This is a genomic window from Tepidiforma sp. (genome assembly GCF_026419595.1).
In the GTDB taxonomy this organism is placed as follows: domain Bacteria; phylum Chloroflexota; class Dehalococcoidia; order Tepidiformales; family Tepidiformaceae; genus Tepidiforma.
In genome coordinates this window covers 1-15,300 of record NZ_JANZZD010000024.1, presented here as the reverse complement: position 1 = coordinate 15,300, position 15,300 = coordinate 1, and the positions used below count along the sequence as shown (strand labels likewise).

Annotated in this window: 9 protein-coding genes; 1 reads left to right on the top strand and 8 read right to left on the bottom strand. The window is 68.6% G+C overall.

What is annotated here, in order from left to right:
* Positions 1-40: 40 nt before the first annotated feature.
* From N2041_RS11550 to ispD, 6 genes are read right to left on the bottom strand one after another with little or no spacing between them, the layout of a single operon-like run.
* On the bottom strand, positions 41-1,135 hold the full coding sequence (locus N2041_RS11550) for a DegT/DnrJ/EryC1/StrS aminotransferase family protein (protein WP_297678737.1): 1,095 nt from the start codon (positions 1,133-1,135) through the stop codon (positions 41-43).
* Positions 1,132-1,740, bottom strand: a complete 609-nt coding sequence (locus tag N2041_RS11545) for an acyltransferase (protein ID WP_297678736.1) — start codon at positions 1,738-1,740, stop codon at positions 1,132-1,134. Before N2041_RS11545 ends, N2041_RS11550 begins: the two co-directional genes overlap by 4 nt.
* Positions 1,737-3,647 carry a nucleoside-diphosphate sugar epimerase/dehydratase gene (locus tag N2041_RS11540; protein WP_297678735.1) on the bottom strand — a complete coding sequence of 637 codons (1,911 nt, stop codon included), beginning with the start codon at positions 3,645-3,647 and terminating at the stop codon, positions 1,737-1,739. Before N2041_RS11540 ends, N2041_RS11545 begins: the two co-directional genes overlap by 4 nt.
* Positions 3,644-4,237, bottom strand: coding sequence for a sugar transferase (locus N2041_RS11535; RefSeq protein ID WP_297678734.1), 594 nt, complete (start codon positions 4,235-4,237; stop codon positions 3,644-3,646). The genes N2041_RS11540 and N2041_RS11535 overlap by 4 nt, the downstream gene beginning before the upstream one ends.
* Positions 4,238-4,294: 57 nt before the next feature.
* Positions 4,295-4,777: a 2-C-methyl-D-erythritol 2,4-cyclodiphosphate synthase gene (gene ispF / locus N2041_RS11530; protein ID WP_297678733.1), complete on the bottom strand. Its 483-nt coding sequence runs from the start codon at positions 4,775-4,777 to the stop codon at positions 4,295-4,297.
* Positions 4,774-5,448: a 2-C-methyl-D-erythritol 4-phosphate cytidylyltransferase gene (ispD, locus tag N2041_RS11525; RefSeq protein WP_297678732.1), complete on the bottom strand. Its 675-nt coding sequence runs from the start codon at positions 5,446-5,448 to the stop codon at positions 4,774-4,776. The genes ispF and ispD overlap by 4 nt, the downstream gene beginning before the upstream one ends.
* Before the next feature lie 118 nt (positions 5,449-5,566).
* Here ispD and N2041_RS11520 point away from each other — a divergent pair, with 118 nt between their 5' ends.
* Positions 5,567-7,477 (top strand): TIGR03960 family B12-binding radical SAM protein, encoded by a 1,911-nt coding sequence (locus N2041_RS11520; RefSeq protein WP_297678731.1) that lies wholly within the window; start codon positions 5,567-5,569, stop codon positions 7,475-7,477.
* Between the two features lie 100 nt (positions 7,478-7,577).
* Here N2041_RS11520 and rpoC read toward each other — a convergent pair whose 3' ends face one another.
* Both rpoC and N2041_RS11510 read right to left on the bottom strand, forming a co-directional pair.
* On the bottom strand, positions 7,578-12,032 hold the full coding sequence (gene rpoC, locus N2041_RS11515; RefSeq protein WP_297678730.1) for a DNA-directed RNA polymerase subunit beta': 4,455 nt from the start codon (positions 12,030-12,032) through the stop codon (positions 7,578-7,580).
* Positions 12,016-15,300: DNA-directed RNA polymerase subunit beta (locus N2041_RS11510; RefSeq protein WP_367187726.1), on the bottom strand; the 3,285-nt coding region annotated here is incomplete at its 5' end. The genes rpoC and N2041_RS11510, both read right to left, overlap by 17 nt.

Here is a 15,300-nt window from a genome sequence, read left to right as displayed (position 1 = left end):
GGTTCGAGGGTAGCGCGGGCGGGTTCGTTGCGCACGGCGGTCAGCTGTGGAGGCGGTTCAGCGTGGCGGCGATGTAATCGATGTCCTCGGCTTCGAGGCCGGGATGGACGGGCAGCGAGAGGACGTGCTCGGCAGCGGCCTCGGCGACGGGGAAGCTGCCTTCGCCGAGCCCGAGCTGCTGGATGATCGGCTGCCGGTGGATGGGGACCGGGTAGTGGATGGCGCTGCCGATGCCGGCCTCGTGGAGCTGCTGCTGGAGCTCATCGCGGCCGGAGGGCACGCGGATGGTGTACTGGTGGAAGACGTGGCGGTCGCCCTCGCGGACGCGCGGGGTTTCGAAGCCGCGGATGAGGCGGTTGAGGCGGGCGGCGTTGGCGATGCGGGCTTCGGTCCAGCCTTCGAGCTGTTCGAGCTGGGCGAGGCCGATGGCGGCGTTGAGGTCCTGCATGCGCCAGTTCAGGCCGAAGAGGTCGTGGCGGTAGCGGATTTCCTGGCCGTGGTTGCGGATGATGCGGGCGCGGCGGGCGATTTCGTCGTCGTTCGTGGTGATCATGCCGCCTTCGCCGGTCGTCATGTTCTTCGTGGGGTAGAAGCTGAAACAGCCGGTGCCGAAGGTGCCGACCCGCTGGCCGGCATGCTCGGCGCCGTGGGCCTGGGCCGCGTCTTCGATGAGGGCGAGGGAGAAATCCTCGGCGAGCTCGGCGAGCTCGGCGATGCGGGCCGGGTGGCCGTAGAGGTGGACCGGCATGATGGCGCGGGTGCGCTCGGTGATGGCGTCTTCGACCTTCTCCGGGTCGAGGTTGAGGTCGAAGGGGTCGATATCGACGAAGACGGGGGTGGCGCCGCAGGCGATGATGCTGGTGGCGGTGGCGATGAAGCTGAAGGGCGTGGTGATGACTTCGTGGCCGGGCCCGACGCCGTGGGCCTGGAGCGCGACGATGAGGGCGGCGGTGCCGGAGTTCACGGCGATGGCGTGCTTCGCGCCGGTGTAGGCCGCGAAGGCCCGCTCGAAGGCTTCGACGCGGGGCCCGGCGGCGAGCTGGCCCGAATCGAGGACGTCCATGACGGCGCGCTTTTCGGCCTCACCGACATGGGGGCGGGCGACGGGGATGTACGGGCGGGGGACGGCAGTCATGCAGGCTCCGGGGAGGGGAGTGGTTCGAGGCGGGCGGGGCTTTCGCCAGCGAGGCGGTAGCGGCGGCCGCAGGCGGGACAGGCGAGGGCGGCATCGAGCGGGCGGGCGCAGGCGCAGGCCCAGCCGACCTGGCGGGCCGGGTTGCCGGCGACGAGCGCGTAATCGGGGACGTCGCGGGTGACGACCGAACCGGCGGCGACGAGCGCCCAGCGGCCGATGGTGAGGCCTGGCAGGATGACGGAGCGCGCGCCGACCGCTGCCCCGTAGCGGATGACGGAGCCGGAGAGGTCCCAGTCGGAGGCGGCTTTGAGGGTGCCGTCGGGGTTGATGGCGCGCGGGTAGCGGTCGTTGGTGAGGACGACTTCGGGACCGATGAAGACGCCGTCTTCGAGGGTGTTGCCTTCGTAGACGCAGGAGTAGTTCTGGACCTTGCAGTTGGCGCCGATGCGGACGTCGGCGCCGACGTAGACGCCTTTGCCGATGATGCAGCCGGGACCGATGCTGGCGCGCTCGCGGACCTGCGCGTGGTGCCAGATGGAGGCGCCGGCGCCGATGCTGGCGGCGGGCGAAACTTCGGCGGTGGGGTGGATGCGCGGTTCGCTCACGAGGGCAGGGCCTCGCTTTCCGGGGTGTCGGTGGAAGACGCGGCTTCTTCGAGGGAGAAGCGGCGTGCGACGAGGTGGATGCGGCGGCGGACTTCCTCGGGATCGCCCCACATGACGGCGCGGATTTCGTCGATGAGACGGAGGATTTCGCGCTCGGAGACGTCGACGGAAGCGGTGAGGCGCATGACCTTGGGGTGCGCCGTGGGCTGGAGGTGTTCGAAATCGGCGACGAGCTCTTCGCGGAGCTTTTCGCCGGGGCGCGGCCCGGTGAAGACGACTTCGATGTCCTCGCCGGGGCGGAGCCCGCGGAGGCGGATCATCCGCTCGGCGAGTTCGAGGATGTTGATCTCTTCGCCCATGTCGAGCATGTAGATATCGCCGCGGCCGCCGAAGGTGCCGGCCTGGATGACGAGCGAGACGGCTTCGGGGATGGAGATGAAGTAGCGCTGCATTTCGGGGTGCATGACGGTGACGGGGCCGCCGCGCTCGATTTGCTTCATGAACGTCGGGACGACGGAGCCGCGGGAGCCCATGACGTTGCCGAAGCGGACGGCGGCGAAGCGGGTGCGGGCCGATTCGCGGGCGAGGGCGATGACGAGCAGCTCGGCGATGCGCTTGGTGGCGCCCATGACGCTGCTGGGGCGGACCGCCTTATCGGTCGAGATGAGGACGAAGGTGCCGGTTTGGGCCTCGCGGGCGGCGGTGGCGCAGTAGAGCGTGCCGAGGACGTTGACGCGGAAAGCCTCGGCGGGGTGCTCTTCCATGAGCGGCACGTGCTTGAGCGCGGCTGCGTGGTAGACGAGGTCGGGCCGGGCGCGGGCGAAGACTTCGCGGACGCGGGGCTCCTCGGCGACGCTGCCGACCCAGAGGTGGATGGCGGTCTCGGGCGAGACGCCGGCAAGCTCGAGCGAGAGGTCGTGGAGGCCGGTTTCGTTGTTGTCGAGGAGGTGGAGTTCGCGCGGTCGGAAGGTGAGCACCTGCCGGCAGAGTTCGGAGCCGATGGAGCCGGCCGCGCCGGTGACGAGCACGACTTTGTCGCGGACGGACTGGCTGCAGGCGGCGAAATCGACCTGCACGGGCTCGCGGCCGAGGAGGTCGTCGAGGGTGATTTCGCGGAGGGTATCGTGGCCGTGGCCGAGCACCCAGTTATCGACGCCGGGCACCATGCGGACGGGGATGTTGCGGCGCTGGCAGGTGCCGACGATGTCGCGCACGAGGTGGCCCGCCGGACGGTCGAGGGCGATGGCGACGATCTCAGCGTCCATCCGGTCGAGGACGTGTTCGAGTTCGGCGACGGTGCCGTGGACTTTGAGGCCGTGGATGCGGTGGTGGAGCTTCTTCGGATCGTCGTCGACGAAGCCGACGGGCTGGTAGGGGAGGTCGGGGTTCGCCTGCAGTTCGCGGGCGAGGAGCTGGCCGGTGTGGCCGGCGCCGACGATGAGGAGGCGGCGCTCGCCGTTGTTCATCCACGGCAGGCGGATGAGGAGGCGGGTGCGCATCTTGACGACGGCCATCCCGGGGAAGACGAGCGCGCCGGTGATGAGGATGACGGAGAGGGGGAGGAGGCGCTCTTCGAGCCAGAAGTTGACGCAGAAGAGGAGGATGGTGACGAGGAAGACGGGGCGGAAGAGGCCGATGATGTCGCCGAGCGAGCCGTACGCCCAGACGGTGCGGTAGACACCGAAGACGAAGTTGCCGACGACGTAGGCGGCGGCGATGAGGGGGAAAACGCGGACGACGAACTCGGCGTTGCGGCGGGGGACGTCGGCATCGAACCGGAGGAGCATCGCGCAGGCGAGCGCGACGGCGACGACGGCAACATCGAGCGCGATGGCGACGAGCGTCCCGAGCGGGTCGCCGGGCGCGAGGCGGCGGAGGGCGGCGAGGGGGCTGGAGCTGCGGTTCACCGGGCGCCGCTCCCTTTGAGGACTGCGAGGAGAGTTTTCAGGAGGATGACGATATCGCCGCGGAGGGAGTGGTCGTCCACGTAGGCGAGATCGTAGGTAATCGTTTCGTCATAGGTCAAATCCGAACGCCCGTTGAGCTGGGCGAGGCCGGCGATGCCGGGGAGGACTTCGTGGCGGCGGTGGTAGTGCGGCGGGTACTGGGCGACGATCTCGGGAATCTCGGGCCGGGGGCCGACGAGGCTCATATCGCCTTTGAGGACGTTGATGAGATTCGGGAGCTCGTCGATGGAGGTCTTACGCATGAAGGCGCCGAGCCGGGTGATGCGGGGGTTCGGCTTACCGGGCGGCGAGAAGACGAACGTCGTGAAGTCGTCGATGACGTAGCGGTCTTCTTTGCCGGGGCGGGCGTGACGCATGGTGCGGAGCTTGATCATCGTGAACGGGCGGCCGTGCAGGCCGATGCGCTTCTGGAGGAAGAACGGGTTGCCGCCGAGGTCGATGGCGAGCAGGAGGGCGGCGACGAGGGTGATGGGAACCCAGAGGGGGGCACTGAGCAGGACGAGGGTGACGTCGAAGAGGCGTTTGCCCACGCTTCCAGCCTAGCCCCGGGGGCGGCTACGGGCACGAGCCGGCGGAGAAGGGAAGGTTCAGCGGTAGAGCAGGACGACGGCGACGGCGGCCATCGCCTCGCCGCGGCCGACGGCGTCGAGGCCCTCGCCCGTCTTCGCTTTGACGCTGACGGCGGCGGGCTCGAGGCCGGCGATGGCGGCGATGCGCTCGCGGATGTGGGGGATGTAGGGCGCGAGGCGGGGCCGCTCGGCACGGATGACGGCGTCGATGTTGCCGGGGTGCCAGCCGGCTTCGCGGGCGAGGCGGAGCGCGGTGCGGAGGAAGTCGGCGCTATCGGCGTGGGCGTAGCGCGGGTCGCCGGGCGGGAAGTGCTGGCCGATATCGCCGAGGGCGGCGGCGCCGAGGACGGCATCGGTGATGGCGTGGAGGAGGACGTCGGCGTCGCTGTGGCCGCGCAGGCCGGGCCCTTCTTCGATGATGACGCCGCCGAGGATGAGGTGGCGGGAATCGTCGACGGGGTGGAGGTCTTCGCCGATGCCGACCCGGAAGGGCGCGCTCACGTGGCATCCCCCCGGGCGGCGAGGAGACGGGCAGCGATGTCGAGGTCGAGCGGGCGGGTGACTTTGAGGTTGTCGTGGCTGCCTTCGACGACGGCGCATTCGAGGCCGAGGCGGCTGAGCATGGCGGCGTCGTCGGTTTCGTCGTCGTCGGACATGGCGGCGGCATCGAGCCAGGCCTGGCGGAGGACCACCTGGGGCGTCTGCGCGGCCCAGAGCAGCGAGCGGTCGGGGTGGCCGACGATGACGCCGCCGCGCACTTCTTTGATGGTGTCGGTGACGGGGACGGCGGCGATGGCGCCGGGGCGGCCCTCGGCGGCGGCGATGACGCGCTCGACGATGGCGGGCGTCACGAGGGGGCGCGCGCCGTCGTGGATGGCGACGTAGCGGGAGGCGCAGGCGCGGAGGCCGGCTTCGACACTGTCGCGGCGGCGCGCGCCCCCGGGGACGACCCGGAAGCAGGCGCGGGGACACCACTGCGCGGCGAGCGCCTCGAACTCGGCTTCGCGGCCGGGAGCAGCGACGATGACGAGGCAGCCGAGGCCGCTGACGGCTTCGAATGCGGCGAGCGACCAGGCGATGAGGGGCCGGCCGGCGCAGTCGGCGGTCAGCTTATCGGCGGCGCCGAAGCGGGTGGAGGCGCCGGCCGCGACGATGACGGCATCGGTGGGCACGCGGGCAGTATCGCGCAGGCGGGCGGCATGGTCAGCCCGGCTTGGGTGGGAGGGGGCGCGGCTGCTACGATGGATGCTTGCCTGCAGTGTTTCTCACCCGCTGCGTGGAGGTGGTGGCATGCCGACGGTGACCATCGACGACCTGCTCCGGCGCGTTTCGAAGCCCTCGCGGTACACCGGGGGCGAATGGAACAGCGTAACGAAGGACTGGGACGCGGCGGCGGTCCGCATCGCGCTGGCGTACCCGGATGCCTACGACATCGGGATGTCGAACATGGGGCTCGGCATCCTGTACGACATCCTGAACCGCATCGAGGACGTCGCCTGTGAGCGCGTGTTCGCGCCGTGGGACGACATGGAAGCGGAGATGCGGCGCGAGGGCGTGCCGCTCTGGAGCCTCGAGACGCGGCACCCGCTGCGGGAGTTCGACATCGTCGGGTTCACGTTCCAGTACGAGATGACGTACACGAACGTGCTGAACATGCTCGACCTCGCGGGCATCCCGGTGCTGGCGCGGGAGCGCGGCGAGGACGACCCAATCGTGATCGCGGGCGGCAGCGGGGCATTCAACCCGGAGCCGATGGCGCTGTTCATCGACGCGTTCGTGCTCGGGGAGGGGGAGGACGCGGTGGTGGAGCTGGCCGACCTCGTGCGGGCGTGGAAGCGCGAGCGCACGCCGCGGGAGCAGCGGCTGCGCGACCTGCTGCGAATGCCGGGCGTTTACGTCCCGCGGTTCTACGAGGCGCGGTACGACGATGCAGGCCACTTCGCGGGGCTGGAGCCGCTCGTGCCGGAGGCGCCGGCTGTCATCCGGCGGCGGATCGTGGAGCAGCTGCCGCCGCCGCTCGTGCAGCCGATCGTGCCGTTCCTGCAGACGATCCACGACCGGGCGGCGGTGGAGATCCAGCGCGGCTGCACGCAGGGCTGCCGCTTCTGCCAGGCCGGGATGATTTATCGGCCGACGCGGGAGCGTTCGCCGGCGGAGGTGGTGCAGGCGGCGGCGGACCTGATGGCGAACACGGGCTACGACGAGCTTTCGCTGCTTTCGCTGAGCACGACGGACCACAGCGAGATCGTGCCGATGGTGCAGGCGCTCACGGAACGCTTCCCGAACCTGAAGGTGAGCCTGCCGAGCACGCGCGTCGATACGTTCTCGGTGGACGTGGCAAACGCGATTGCGAAGGGGAAGAAGCACACGCTGACGCTGGCGCCGGAGGCGGGTTCGCAGCGGCTGCGGAACGCGATCAACAAGCTCGTGAGTGACGCCGACCTGCTCGGGGCGGCGGAAAACGCGTTCCAGCGGGGCTGGACGGGCATCAAGATGTACTTCATGGTCGGCCTGCCGACGGAGACGATGGAAGACGTGGCGGGGATCGTGGAGCTGGGCAAGCAGGTGAAGGCGATCGGGAAGAAGTACGTCGGCGGGCGGGCGCGCGTCCGCGTGAGCACGAGCAACCTGGTGCCGAAGCCGCATACCCCGTTCCAGTGGGCACGGCAGGATACGGCGGAGGAGCTGGAGCCGAAGCACTTCCTGCTGAAGGACGGCTGCCGGGCCGCCGGCGTGGAGTTCAGCTGGAACGACCCGCGGGACAGCTTCATCGAGGCGGTGCTTTCGCGTGGCGACCGGCGCGTTGCGGAGGCGGTGTACGAGGCGTGGCGGCGCGGCGCGAAGTTCGACGCCTGGAGCGAGCACTTCAGCTTCGAGACGTGGCAGGCGGCGTTCGCGGCGGCGGGGGTTGACCCGGCGTGGTTCGCGCACCGGGAGTGGGACACGCGGGAGCCGCTGCCGTGGGACCACATCGATTGCGGCGTGACGAAGGCGTACCTGCGCGGCCAGTGGCAGGCGGTGCATTCGACGAAGACGGTGGGCGATTGCCATCACGGGGCCTGCAACGTCTGCGGGATGCAGAACTTCGACGCGCTGCGCGGTGAGAAGGGCGTGGCGGACTGCGTGGTGAAGGTGGGGAAGCTGGCGGAGCTGCGCCGGGGCGCGCGGAAGTACGAGGGCGAGCTGCTCGAGCTGGTGTAGGGGGGGCACGCTCTCCGGGGACGGGCGCCGCAAAAGAAAGGGGAGGGGCCGCGCGGCCCCTCCCCTTCGATTCGGCGGGCGAGCGGCGATGCGCGCGCCGCTAGTCTTCGTCGTCCTCGCCGTCTTGCGGGGCGCCGATGATCATGTCGTCCTCGTCTTCGTCGAAGTCGAGGTCGTCGTCTTCGTCGTCGAGGAGGCCGACGGAGGAGCGGCGCTGGCGGGAGCCGGCTTCGCGCTCGGCGAGGCGGCGCTCGAGTTCGAACTCCTCTTCGAGGAGGAGGGCCTCGGGCACGTCGAGGTCGCCGAAGGTTTCGCGCTTGGGCACTTCGATCTCGGCGCGGGCCGGGATGAGCTTGCCGATGATGACGTTCTCCTTCAGGCCCTGGAGCCGGTCGACGGCGCCTTCGATGGCGGCGTTGGTGAGGACGCGGGTGGTTTCCTGGAAGGAGGCGGCGGCGAGCCAGCTGTCGGTGTTGAGCGAGGCCTTGGTGACGCCGAGGAGGACGGGGGTGGCGGTTGCCGGCTCGCCGCCCTCGGCGATGATCTGGTTGTTGATCTCGTCGAACTTGCGGCGGTCGACGAGGTCGCCCGGGAGGAGGCCGGTATCGCCGGGGTGGTCGACTTTCACGCGGCGGAGCATCTGCCGGGTGATGACTTCGATGTGCTTATCGTTGATGTTGACGCCCTGGGATTTGTAGACCTTCTGCACTTCCTCGACCATGTACTTCCGGACAGCGTCGCGGCCCTGGATGTGGAGGATGTGCTGCGGGTTCTTGGCGCCTTCGGTGAGCTGGTCGCCGGCGTAGACCATCTGGCCGTCCTCGACGAGGAGGCGGGCAGCGGCGGGGATGGGGTATTCCCGCTCTTCGCGGTCTTCGTAGACGACCTGGACTTTGTTCTTGCCGACGACGCGGACCGTGCCGCCGATGCGGGAGATGATGGGCTGGGCGGGGAGCCCGGCTTCGGATTCGCCGGCGGGCTGAGCGATGGGCGCACCCGCAACGATGCGCTCGCCGTCCTTGACGAGGAGTTCGGCTTTCGCCGGGACGTCGTACTCCTCGACGAGGGTATCGACGTTGGTGACGCGGACGATGCGGCGGTCGTTTTCGACGTGGATTTCGACGATGCCGTCGGTCTCGCTGATGATGGCTTCGCCCTTGGGGGCGCGGGCTTCGAAGAGCTCTTCGACGCGCGGGAGGCCGCTGGTGATGTCGGTCTGGGAGGCGACGCCGCCGGTGTGGAAGGTGCGCATCGTGAGCTGGGTGCCCGGCTCGCCGATGGACTGGGCGGCGATGATGCCGGTGGCGGTGCGGAGCTTCACGAGCTCGCCGCGGGCGAGGTCGCGGCCGTAGCAGAGCTGGCAGAGGCCGCGCTCGGCTTCGCAGGACATCGGGGTGCGGACGAAGACGCGGCGGATGCCGCGGCGGTCGATTTCGTCGGCGACGGCTTCGTTGATCTCTTCGTTGCGGCGGCAGAGGAGTTCGCCGGTGGCTTCATCGACGATATCGATGGCGGCGTAGCGGCCGATGATGCGGGCGCGCAGGGGTTCGAGGTCGTCGCGCTCGTCCTGCTCGATCCAGAGGCCGGCGGTGGTGCCGCAGTCTTCTTCGAGGATGATGACGTCCTGCGCGACGTCGATGAGGCGGCGGGTGAGGTAGCCGGAGTCGGCGGTGCGGAGGGCCGTATCGGCGAGGCCTTTGCGGGCGCCGTGGGTGGAGATGAAGTATTCGAGGACGGAGAGGCCTTCGCGGAAGGAGCCGCGGATGGGGAGCTCGATGACCTTGCCGTTGGGGTCGGCCATGAGGCCGCGCATGCCGGCCATCTGGCGGATCTGGGTGATGTTGCCCTTGGTGCCGGAGGAGGCCATGTAGTGGAGCGAGCCGTATTCGTGCATGCGCTCTTTGATGGCGCGCTCGATCTGGCTCGTGGTCTCGGCCCAGATGGCGACGGTGCCTTCGTAGCGCTCTTCCTCGGTGATGAGGCCCATCTGGTACTGCTCCATGAGGGCATCGACCTTGCGGTCGGCCTCGGCGAGGAGCTCGGCTTTGTTCTTGGGCACCTGGATTTCGTGGACGGCGATGGTGACGCCGGAGCGGGTGGCGTAGTGGAAGCCCACGGCCTTGATGCGGTCGACGATTTCACCGGTGCGCTCGCCGCCGAGGGCGCGATAGCACATGGCGACGACCTTCCGGAGGTTCGGCCGGTCCATGTTCTGATTCTGGAACGGGATCTCCTCGGGAAGGACTTCGTTGAAGATGATGCGGCCGACGGTGGTTTCGATGACGTGGGTGCCGCGGGTGCCGTCGGGGCGGACCGGGGGCTCGGTGACGACGCCGCCTTCGCCCATGACGGCGCGGTCCGTGCGGACGCGGATGGGCGCCCGCATATCGATGATGCCGAGGTCGTAGGCGAGGCGGGCCTCCTGGAAGGAGCCGTAGAGCCCCTGGACGGGTCGGCCGTTCTCTTCGCGGTAGGCGCCGCGCCCGTTGCGGTCGATGTCGGTCATGTAGTAGCAGCCGAGGACCATGTCGAGCGAGGGCGCGACGATGGGGTCGCCGCTGGCGGGCGAGAGCAGGTTCTTGGTGGACATGAGGACCTGCTTCGCCTCGGCGACGGCTTCGCGGCTGAGGGGGACGTGGACGGCCATCTGGTCGCCGTCGAAGTCGGCGTTGAAGGCGGCGCAGACGAGCGGGTGGAGCTGGATGGCGGAGCCTTCGATGAGGACGGGCTGGAAGGCCTGGATGCCGAGGCGGTGGAGGGTCGGCGCGCGGTTGAGGAGCACCGGGCGGTCGCGGATGACTTCATCGAGGACGTCCCAGACCTCGGGGCGGGCGCGCTCGACGATGCGCTTGGCGCTCTTGATGTTGTGGGCGAGGCCCTTGGCGACGAGGGAGTGCATGACGAAGGGCTTGAAGAGCTCGAGCGCCATGCGCTTGGGCAGGCCGCACTGGTGGAGCTTGAGCTCGGGGCCGACGACGATGACGGAGCGGCCGGAGTAGTCGACGCGCTTGCCGAGGAGGTTCTGGCGGAAGCGGCCCTGCTTGCCCTTGAGCATGTCGGAGAGGCTCTTGAGCTTGTGGTTGCCGGAGCCTGAGACGGCGCGGCCGCGGCGGCCGTTGTCGATGAGGGAGTCGACGGCCTCCTGCAGCATGCGCTTTTCGTTGCGGATGATGATCTCGGGGGCGCCGAGATCGAGGAGGCGCTTGAGGCGGTTGTTGCGGTTGATGACGCGGCGGTAAAGGTCGTTGAGGTCGCTGGTGGCGAAGCGGCCGCCGTCGAGCTGGACCATGGGGCGGAGGTCCGGCGGGAGCACGGGGAGGACCTGGAAGATCATCCACTCGGGCTTGTTGCCGGAGTTGCGGAGGGCTTCGACGACGTTGAGCCGCTTGGTGGCCTTCTTCCGGCGCATGCCGGAGGCGACGAGGATCTCCTGCTTCAGCTTGGCGCGGAGGGCATCGAGGTCGAGCCGCTGGAGGACGTGGAGGACGGCCTCGGCGCCCATGGCGGCCTTGAAGACGTGGCCAAAGGCTTCGGAGAGCTCGCGGTAGCGGGTTTCGGTGAGGAGGACGATCTCGTCGTCGCGGACGGGGTCGCGGAGCGATTCGAGGTCGCGCAGGCGCTCCTTAAACTGGTCGTCGACCTCGTTCTGGGCCTGCTGCTTCTTCTGCTGGAGCGGGTGGAGTTCGTCGTAGAGCGCCTGCTTGGCGTCCTCGAGGGCGGTATCGGCGACGAGGGATTCCTGCTCCTTGAGCTTTTCGGTTTCCTTGTCGAAGGCTTCGAGCTTCTTCCGGCCCTCGCGCTCGACCTTGCCGACCTGGGCAGCGGTGACCTTGACGCCGGCCTCGAGGATGACATCGCCGAGGATTTCGATGGGCGCCTCGAGGGTGCCGCCTTTGGCGGCGGCGACGGTTTCGTTGGCGCGCTGGATGGCGGCCTCGAGGGCGTCGCGCGAAATTTTGCGCTCGGCCTCGATCTGGGCCTGCTTCTCGCGGACCTTCTCCTGGAGGGAGCGGTTGGCTTCTTCGAGCTGCTGTTCGAGCTGCTCGAGGCGGGGCGCGATATCGGCGAGGCGGTGGGCGAGGGCGTCTTCGCGCTCGCGCTGGAGGCGCTGGATTTCGTAGGTGCGGGCGGCCTCGTCGACCTCGGTGATCATGTACTGGGCGAAGTAGAGGACGCGCTCGAGGTTGCGGGGGGAGATATCGAGGAGGAGGCCGAGCTTGGAGGGCGTGCCCTTGACGAACCAGATGTGGCTGACGGGGCTGGCGAGTTCGATGTGGCCCATGCGCTCGCGGCGGACCTTGGCGCGGGCGACTTCGACGCCGCACTTATCGCAGATGATGCCCTTGTAGCGGACACGCTTGTATTTGCCGCAGTAGCACTCGAAGTCCTTGGTGGGCCCGAAGATCTTTTCGCAGAAGAGGCCGTCTTTTTCCGGCTTCAGGGTGCGGTAGTTGATGGTTTCGGGCTTGGTGACTTCGCCGTAGCTCCAGGAGCGGATCTGCTCGGGGCTGGCGAGGGCGATCCGGACCTGGTTGAAATCATTGACCTCGAGCATTGAAGAAATCCTCCTCGCGTTCGAAACCGGTCAGGTTGAGGCCGAGCTCCGGCAGGTCGTTGGCGGAATCGTCGATGAAGGAGACGGAGCTGCCTTCGTCGTTGGAGACCTCGACGGCGAGGCCGAGGCTCTGGAGCTCTTTGACGAGCACCTTGAACGACTCGGGGACGCCGGGCTCGAGGACGTCTTCGCCCTTGACGATGGCTTCGTACGTTTTGACGCGGCCGACGACATCGTCGGACTTGACGGTGAGGAGCTCCTGGAGGATGTGGGCGGCGCCGTAGGCTTCGAGCGCCCAGACTTCCATTTCGCCGAAGCGCTGGCCGCCGAACTGGGCCTTGCCGCCGAGGGGCTGCTGGGTGATGAGGCTGTAGGGCCCCGTGCTGCGGGCATGGATCTTGTCTTCGACGAGGTGGATGAGCTTGAGCATGTAGATGTAGCCGACGGTGACCGGCTGGTCGAAGGGCTCGCCGGTGCGGCCGTCGTAGAGGCGCATCTTGCCGAAGAGCGGGGGCGGGACGTTGGTCTCACGGTAGACCTGGTTGGCCAGGTCGTCGAGCTCTTCGCGGGTGTGCCGGCCGCGCTCGATGGGCGGCTGGCCGGTCTCGGCGCGGTGGCGGTTGAGCCAGATTTCGAGACAGGCGCGGGCCGGGGCGCCGTCTTCGGGACTGGTGAAGACGGCATCCGGGTCGTAGCCCTGCTCCGCGATCCACGCCTTCAGGCGCTCGGGGTCGAAGCCGCGGTCGCGGGGGTCGACGTAGTAGAAGGCACCGGCTTCGTGGGCCATCCAGGCGAGGGCGAGCGCGTCGTCGATCTCGTAATCGCGGGCGCCGTCGAAGACGGGGCTGATGGCGCGGAAGCCGAGGGTGTTGGCCGCCCAGCCGAGGTGGGTCTCGAGGACCTGGCCGATGTTCATGCGGCTGGGGACGCCGATGGGGTTGAGGATGATGTCGACGGGGGTGCCGTCTTCGAGGTAGGGCATGTCCTCGCGCGGGAGGATGCGGCTGATGACGCCTTTGTTGCCGTGCCGGCCGGCCATTTTGTCGCCTTCGGAGATCTTGCGGCGCTGGGCGATGGAGACGCGGACGAGCTTGTTGACGCCCGCGGGCAGGCTGTCGTGGTTCTCGCGGGTGAAGACTTTGACGTCGATGACTTTGCCGCGCTCGCCGTGGGGGACGCGGAGGGAGGTGTCCTTCGTCTCGCGGGCCTTTTCGCCGAAGATGGCGCGGAGCAGCTTCTCCTCGGCGGTGAGCTCGGTTTCGCCCTTGGGGGTGACTTTGCCGACGAGGATGTCGCCTTCGCGGACCTCGGCGCCGATGCGGATGATGCCGTCCTCATCGAGCTGGCTGAGGGCATCTTCGCCGACGTTGGGGATGTCGCGCGTGATCTCTTCGTCGCCGAGCTTGGTCTGGCGGGCTTCGACTTCGTGCTTCTCGATGTGGATGGAGGTGAACTTGTCTTCGCGGACGAGGTTTTCGGAGAGGATGATGGCGTCCTCGAAGTTGTACCCCTCCCAGCTCATGAAGGCGCACAGGATGTTCTGGCCGAGGGCGAGGTCGCCGCCCTGGGTGCTGGAGCTGTCGATGATGGGCTGGCCGGCGCGGACGCGCTCGCCGCGGAAGACGATGGGGCGCTGGTTGAGGCAGGTGCCCTGGTTGGAGCGGGTGAACTTGGTGAGGCGGTAGGTGCGGCTGGCGCCGCCGGCGTCGGTGTTGAGGGCCGGGTCGTCGTAGTGGATTTTGATGTGGGTGCCGGTGGCTTCGAGCACCTCGCCGTCGCCTTCGGCGAGGAGGACGTGGCCGGAATCGACGGCGGCGCGGTGCTCCATCCCGGTGCCGACGAGGGGGACTTCGGGGCGGACGAGGGGCACGGCCTGGCGCTGCATGTTGGCGCCCATGAGGGCGCGGTTGGCGTCGTCGTGCTCGAGGAAGGGGATGAGGGCGGAGGCGACGGAGACCATCTGCTTGGGCGAGACGTCGATGTAGTCGACCTCGATGGGCGGGACGGTGAGGAAGTTTTCGAAGAGGCGGATTTCGACGCGCTCATCGATGAAGTGGCCGTCGGCGTCGATGCGGGTGTTGGCCTGGCCTACTTTGAATTTGTCCTCTTCGTCGGCGGTGAGGTAGACGATTTCGCTGGAGACCCAGGGCTGGATGGGAACGGAGCGGCCGGCCGCGGCCAGGCGCTGGGCGAGGGCGGCGTCGATGCGGGTGCCGCGGGGCGCGATGAGGGCACCCTCAGCGTCGAGGGCGTCTTCGCGAAGGATGCGGCCGATGAGGTTCGGGTCATCGGAGAGCATTTCGCGGTAGACGCGGCGGTACGGCGTCTCGATGAAGCCGAACTTGTTGAGCCGGGCGTACGTGGCGAGGGAGCCGATGAGGCCGATGTTCGGGCCTTCCGGCGTTTCGATGGGGCAGATGCGGCCGTAGTGGCTGTGATGGACGTCGCGAACGTCGAAGCCGGCGCGGTCGCGGGAGAGGCCGCCGGGGCCGAGGGCGGAGAGGCGGCGCTTGTGGTTGAGCTCGGAGAGCGGGTTCGTCTGGTCCATGAACTGGGAGAGCTGGCTGCCGCCGAAGAACTCCTTCATGGCCGCGACGACGGGGCGGATGTTGATGAGGGCGCTGGGCGTGGCCTCTTCGGGGTCGGTGATGGTCATGCGCTCGCGGACGACGCGCTCCATGCGGAGGAGGCCGACGCGGAACTGCTGCTGGATGAGTTCGCCGACGGCGCGGACGCGGCGGTTGCCAAGGTGGTCGATATCGTCGTGGTGGCCGCGGCCGTTGTTGATGTTGATCTGCTCGCGGACGATGGCGACGAGGTCGTAGGGGCGGAGCCAGCGCTGGTCGGTCGGGTCTTCGAGCTCGAGGCGCTTGTTGACCTTGTGGCGGCCGACGCGGCCGAGGTCGTAGCGGCGCGGGTCGAAGAAGAGGGTCTTCAGCAGGTTGCGGGCGTTGTCGGCCGTCGGCGGGTCGCCGGGGCGGATCTTCCGGTAGAAGTCGAGCAGGGCTTCGTGCTTGTTCTCGACGCCGGGGTCGCGCGGCTCTTTGCTGATGGTGGTGGCGATGAACTGGCGGATGTCGCTCGTATCGACGGCTTCGAACATGGCGAGCAGGCGCTCGTTGGTGCCGAGCTCCTGTTCGAGTTCGCGGAGGGCGGCCTCGCGGGCGCGCTCATCGCCGGCGTCGACGGCCTTCCAGTACTTTTCGAAGCGGGGGTTGTCGCGGTCGCCGGGGACGAGGCCGGGGACGTCGATGGCGCGGATGAAGGT

Excerpts from the sequence above, each read along its gene's own strand:
- N2041_RS11550 (WP_297678737.1), bottom strand. The coding sequence starts at position 1,135 with ATGACTGCCGTCCCCCGCCCGTACATCCCCGTCGCCCGCCCCCATGTC.
- N2041_RS11520 (WP_297678731.1), top strand. The coding sequence starts at position 5,567 with ATGCCGACGGTGACCATCGACGACCTGCTCCGGCGCGTTTCGAAGCCC.
- rpoC (WP_297678730.1), bottom strand. The coding sequence starts at position 12,032 with ATGCTCGAGGTCAATGATTTCAACCAGGTCCGGATCGCCCTCGCCAGC.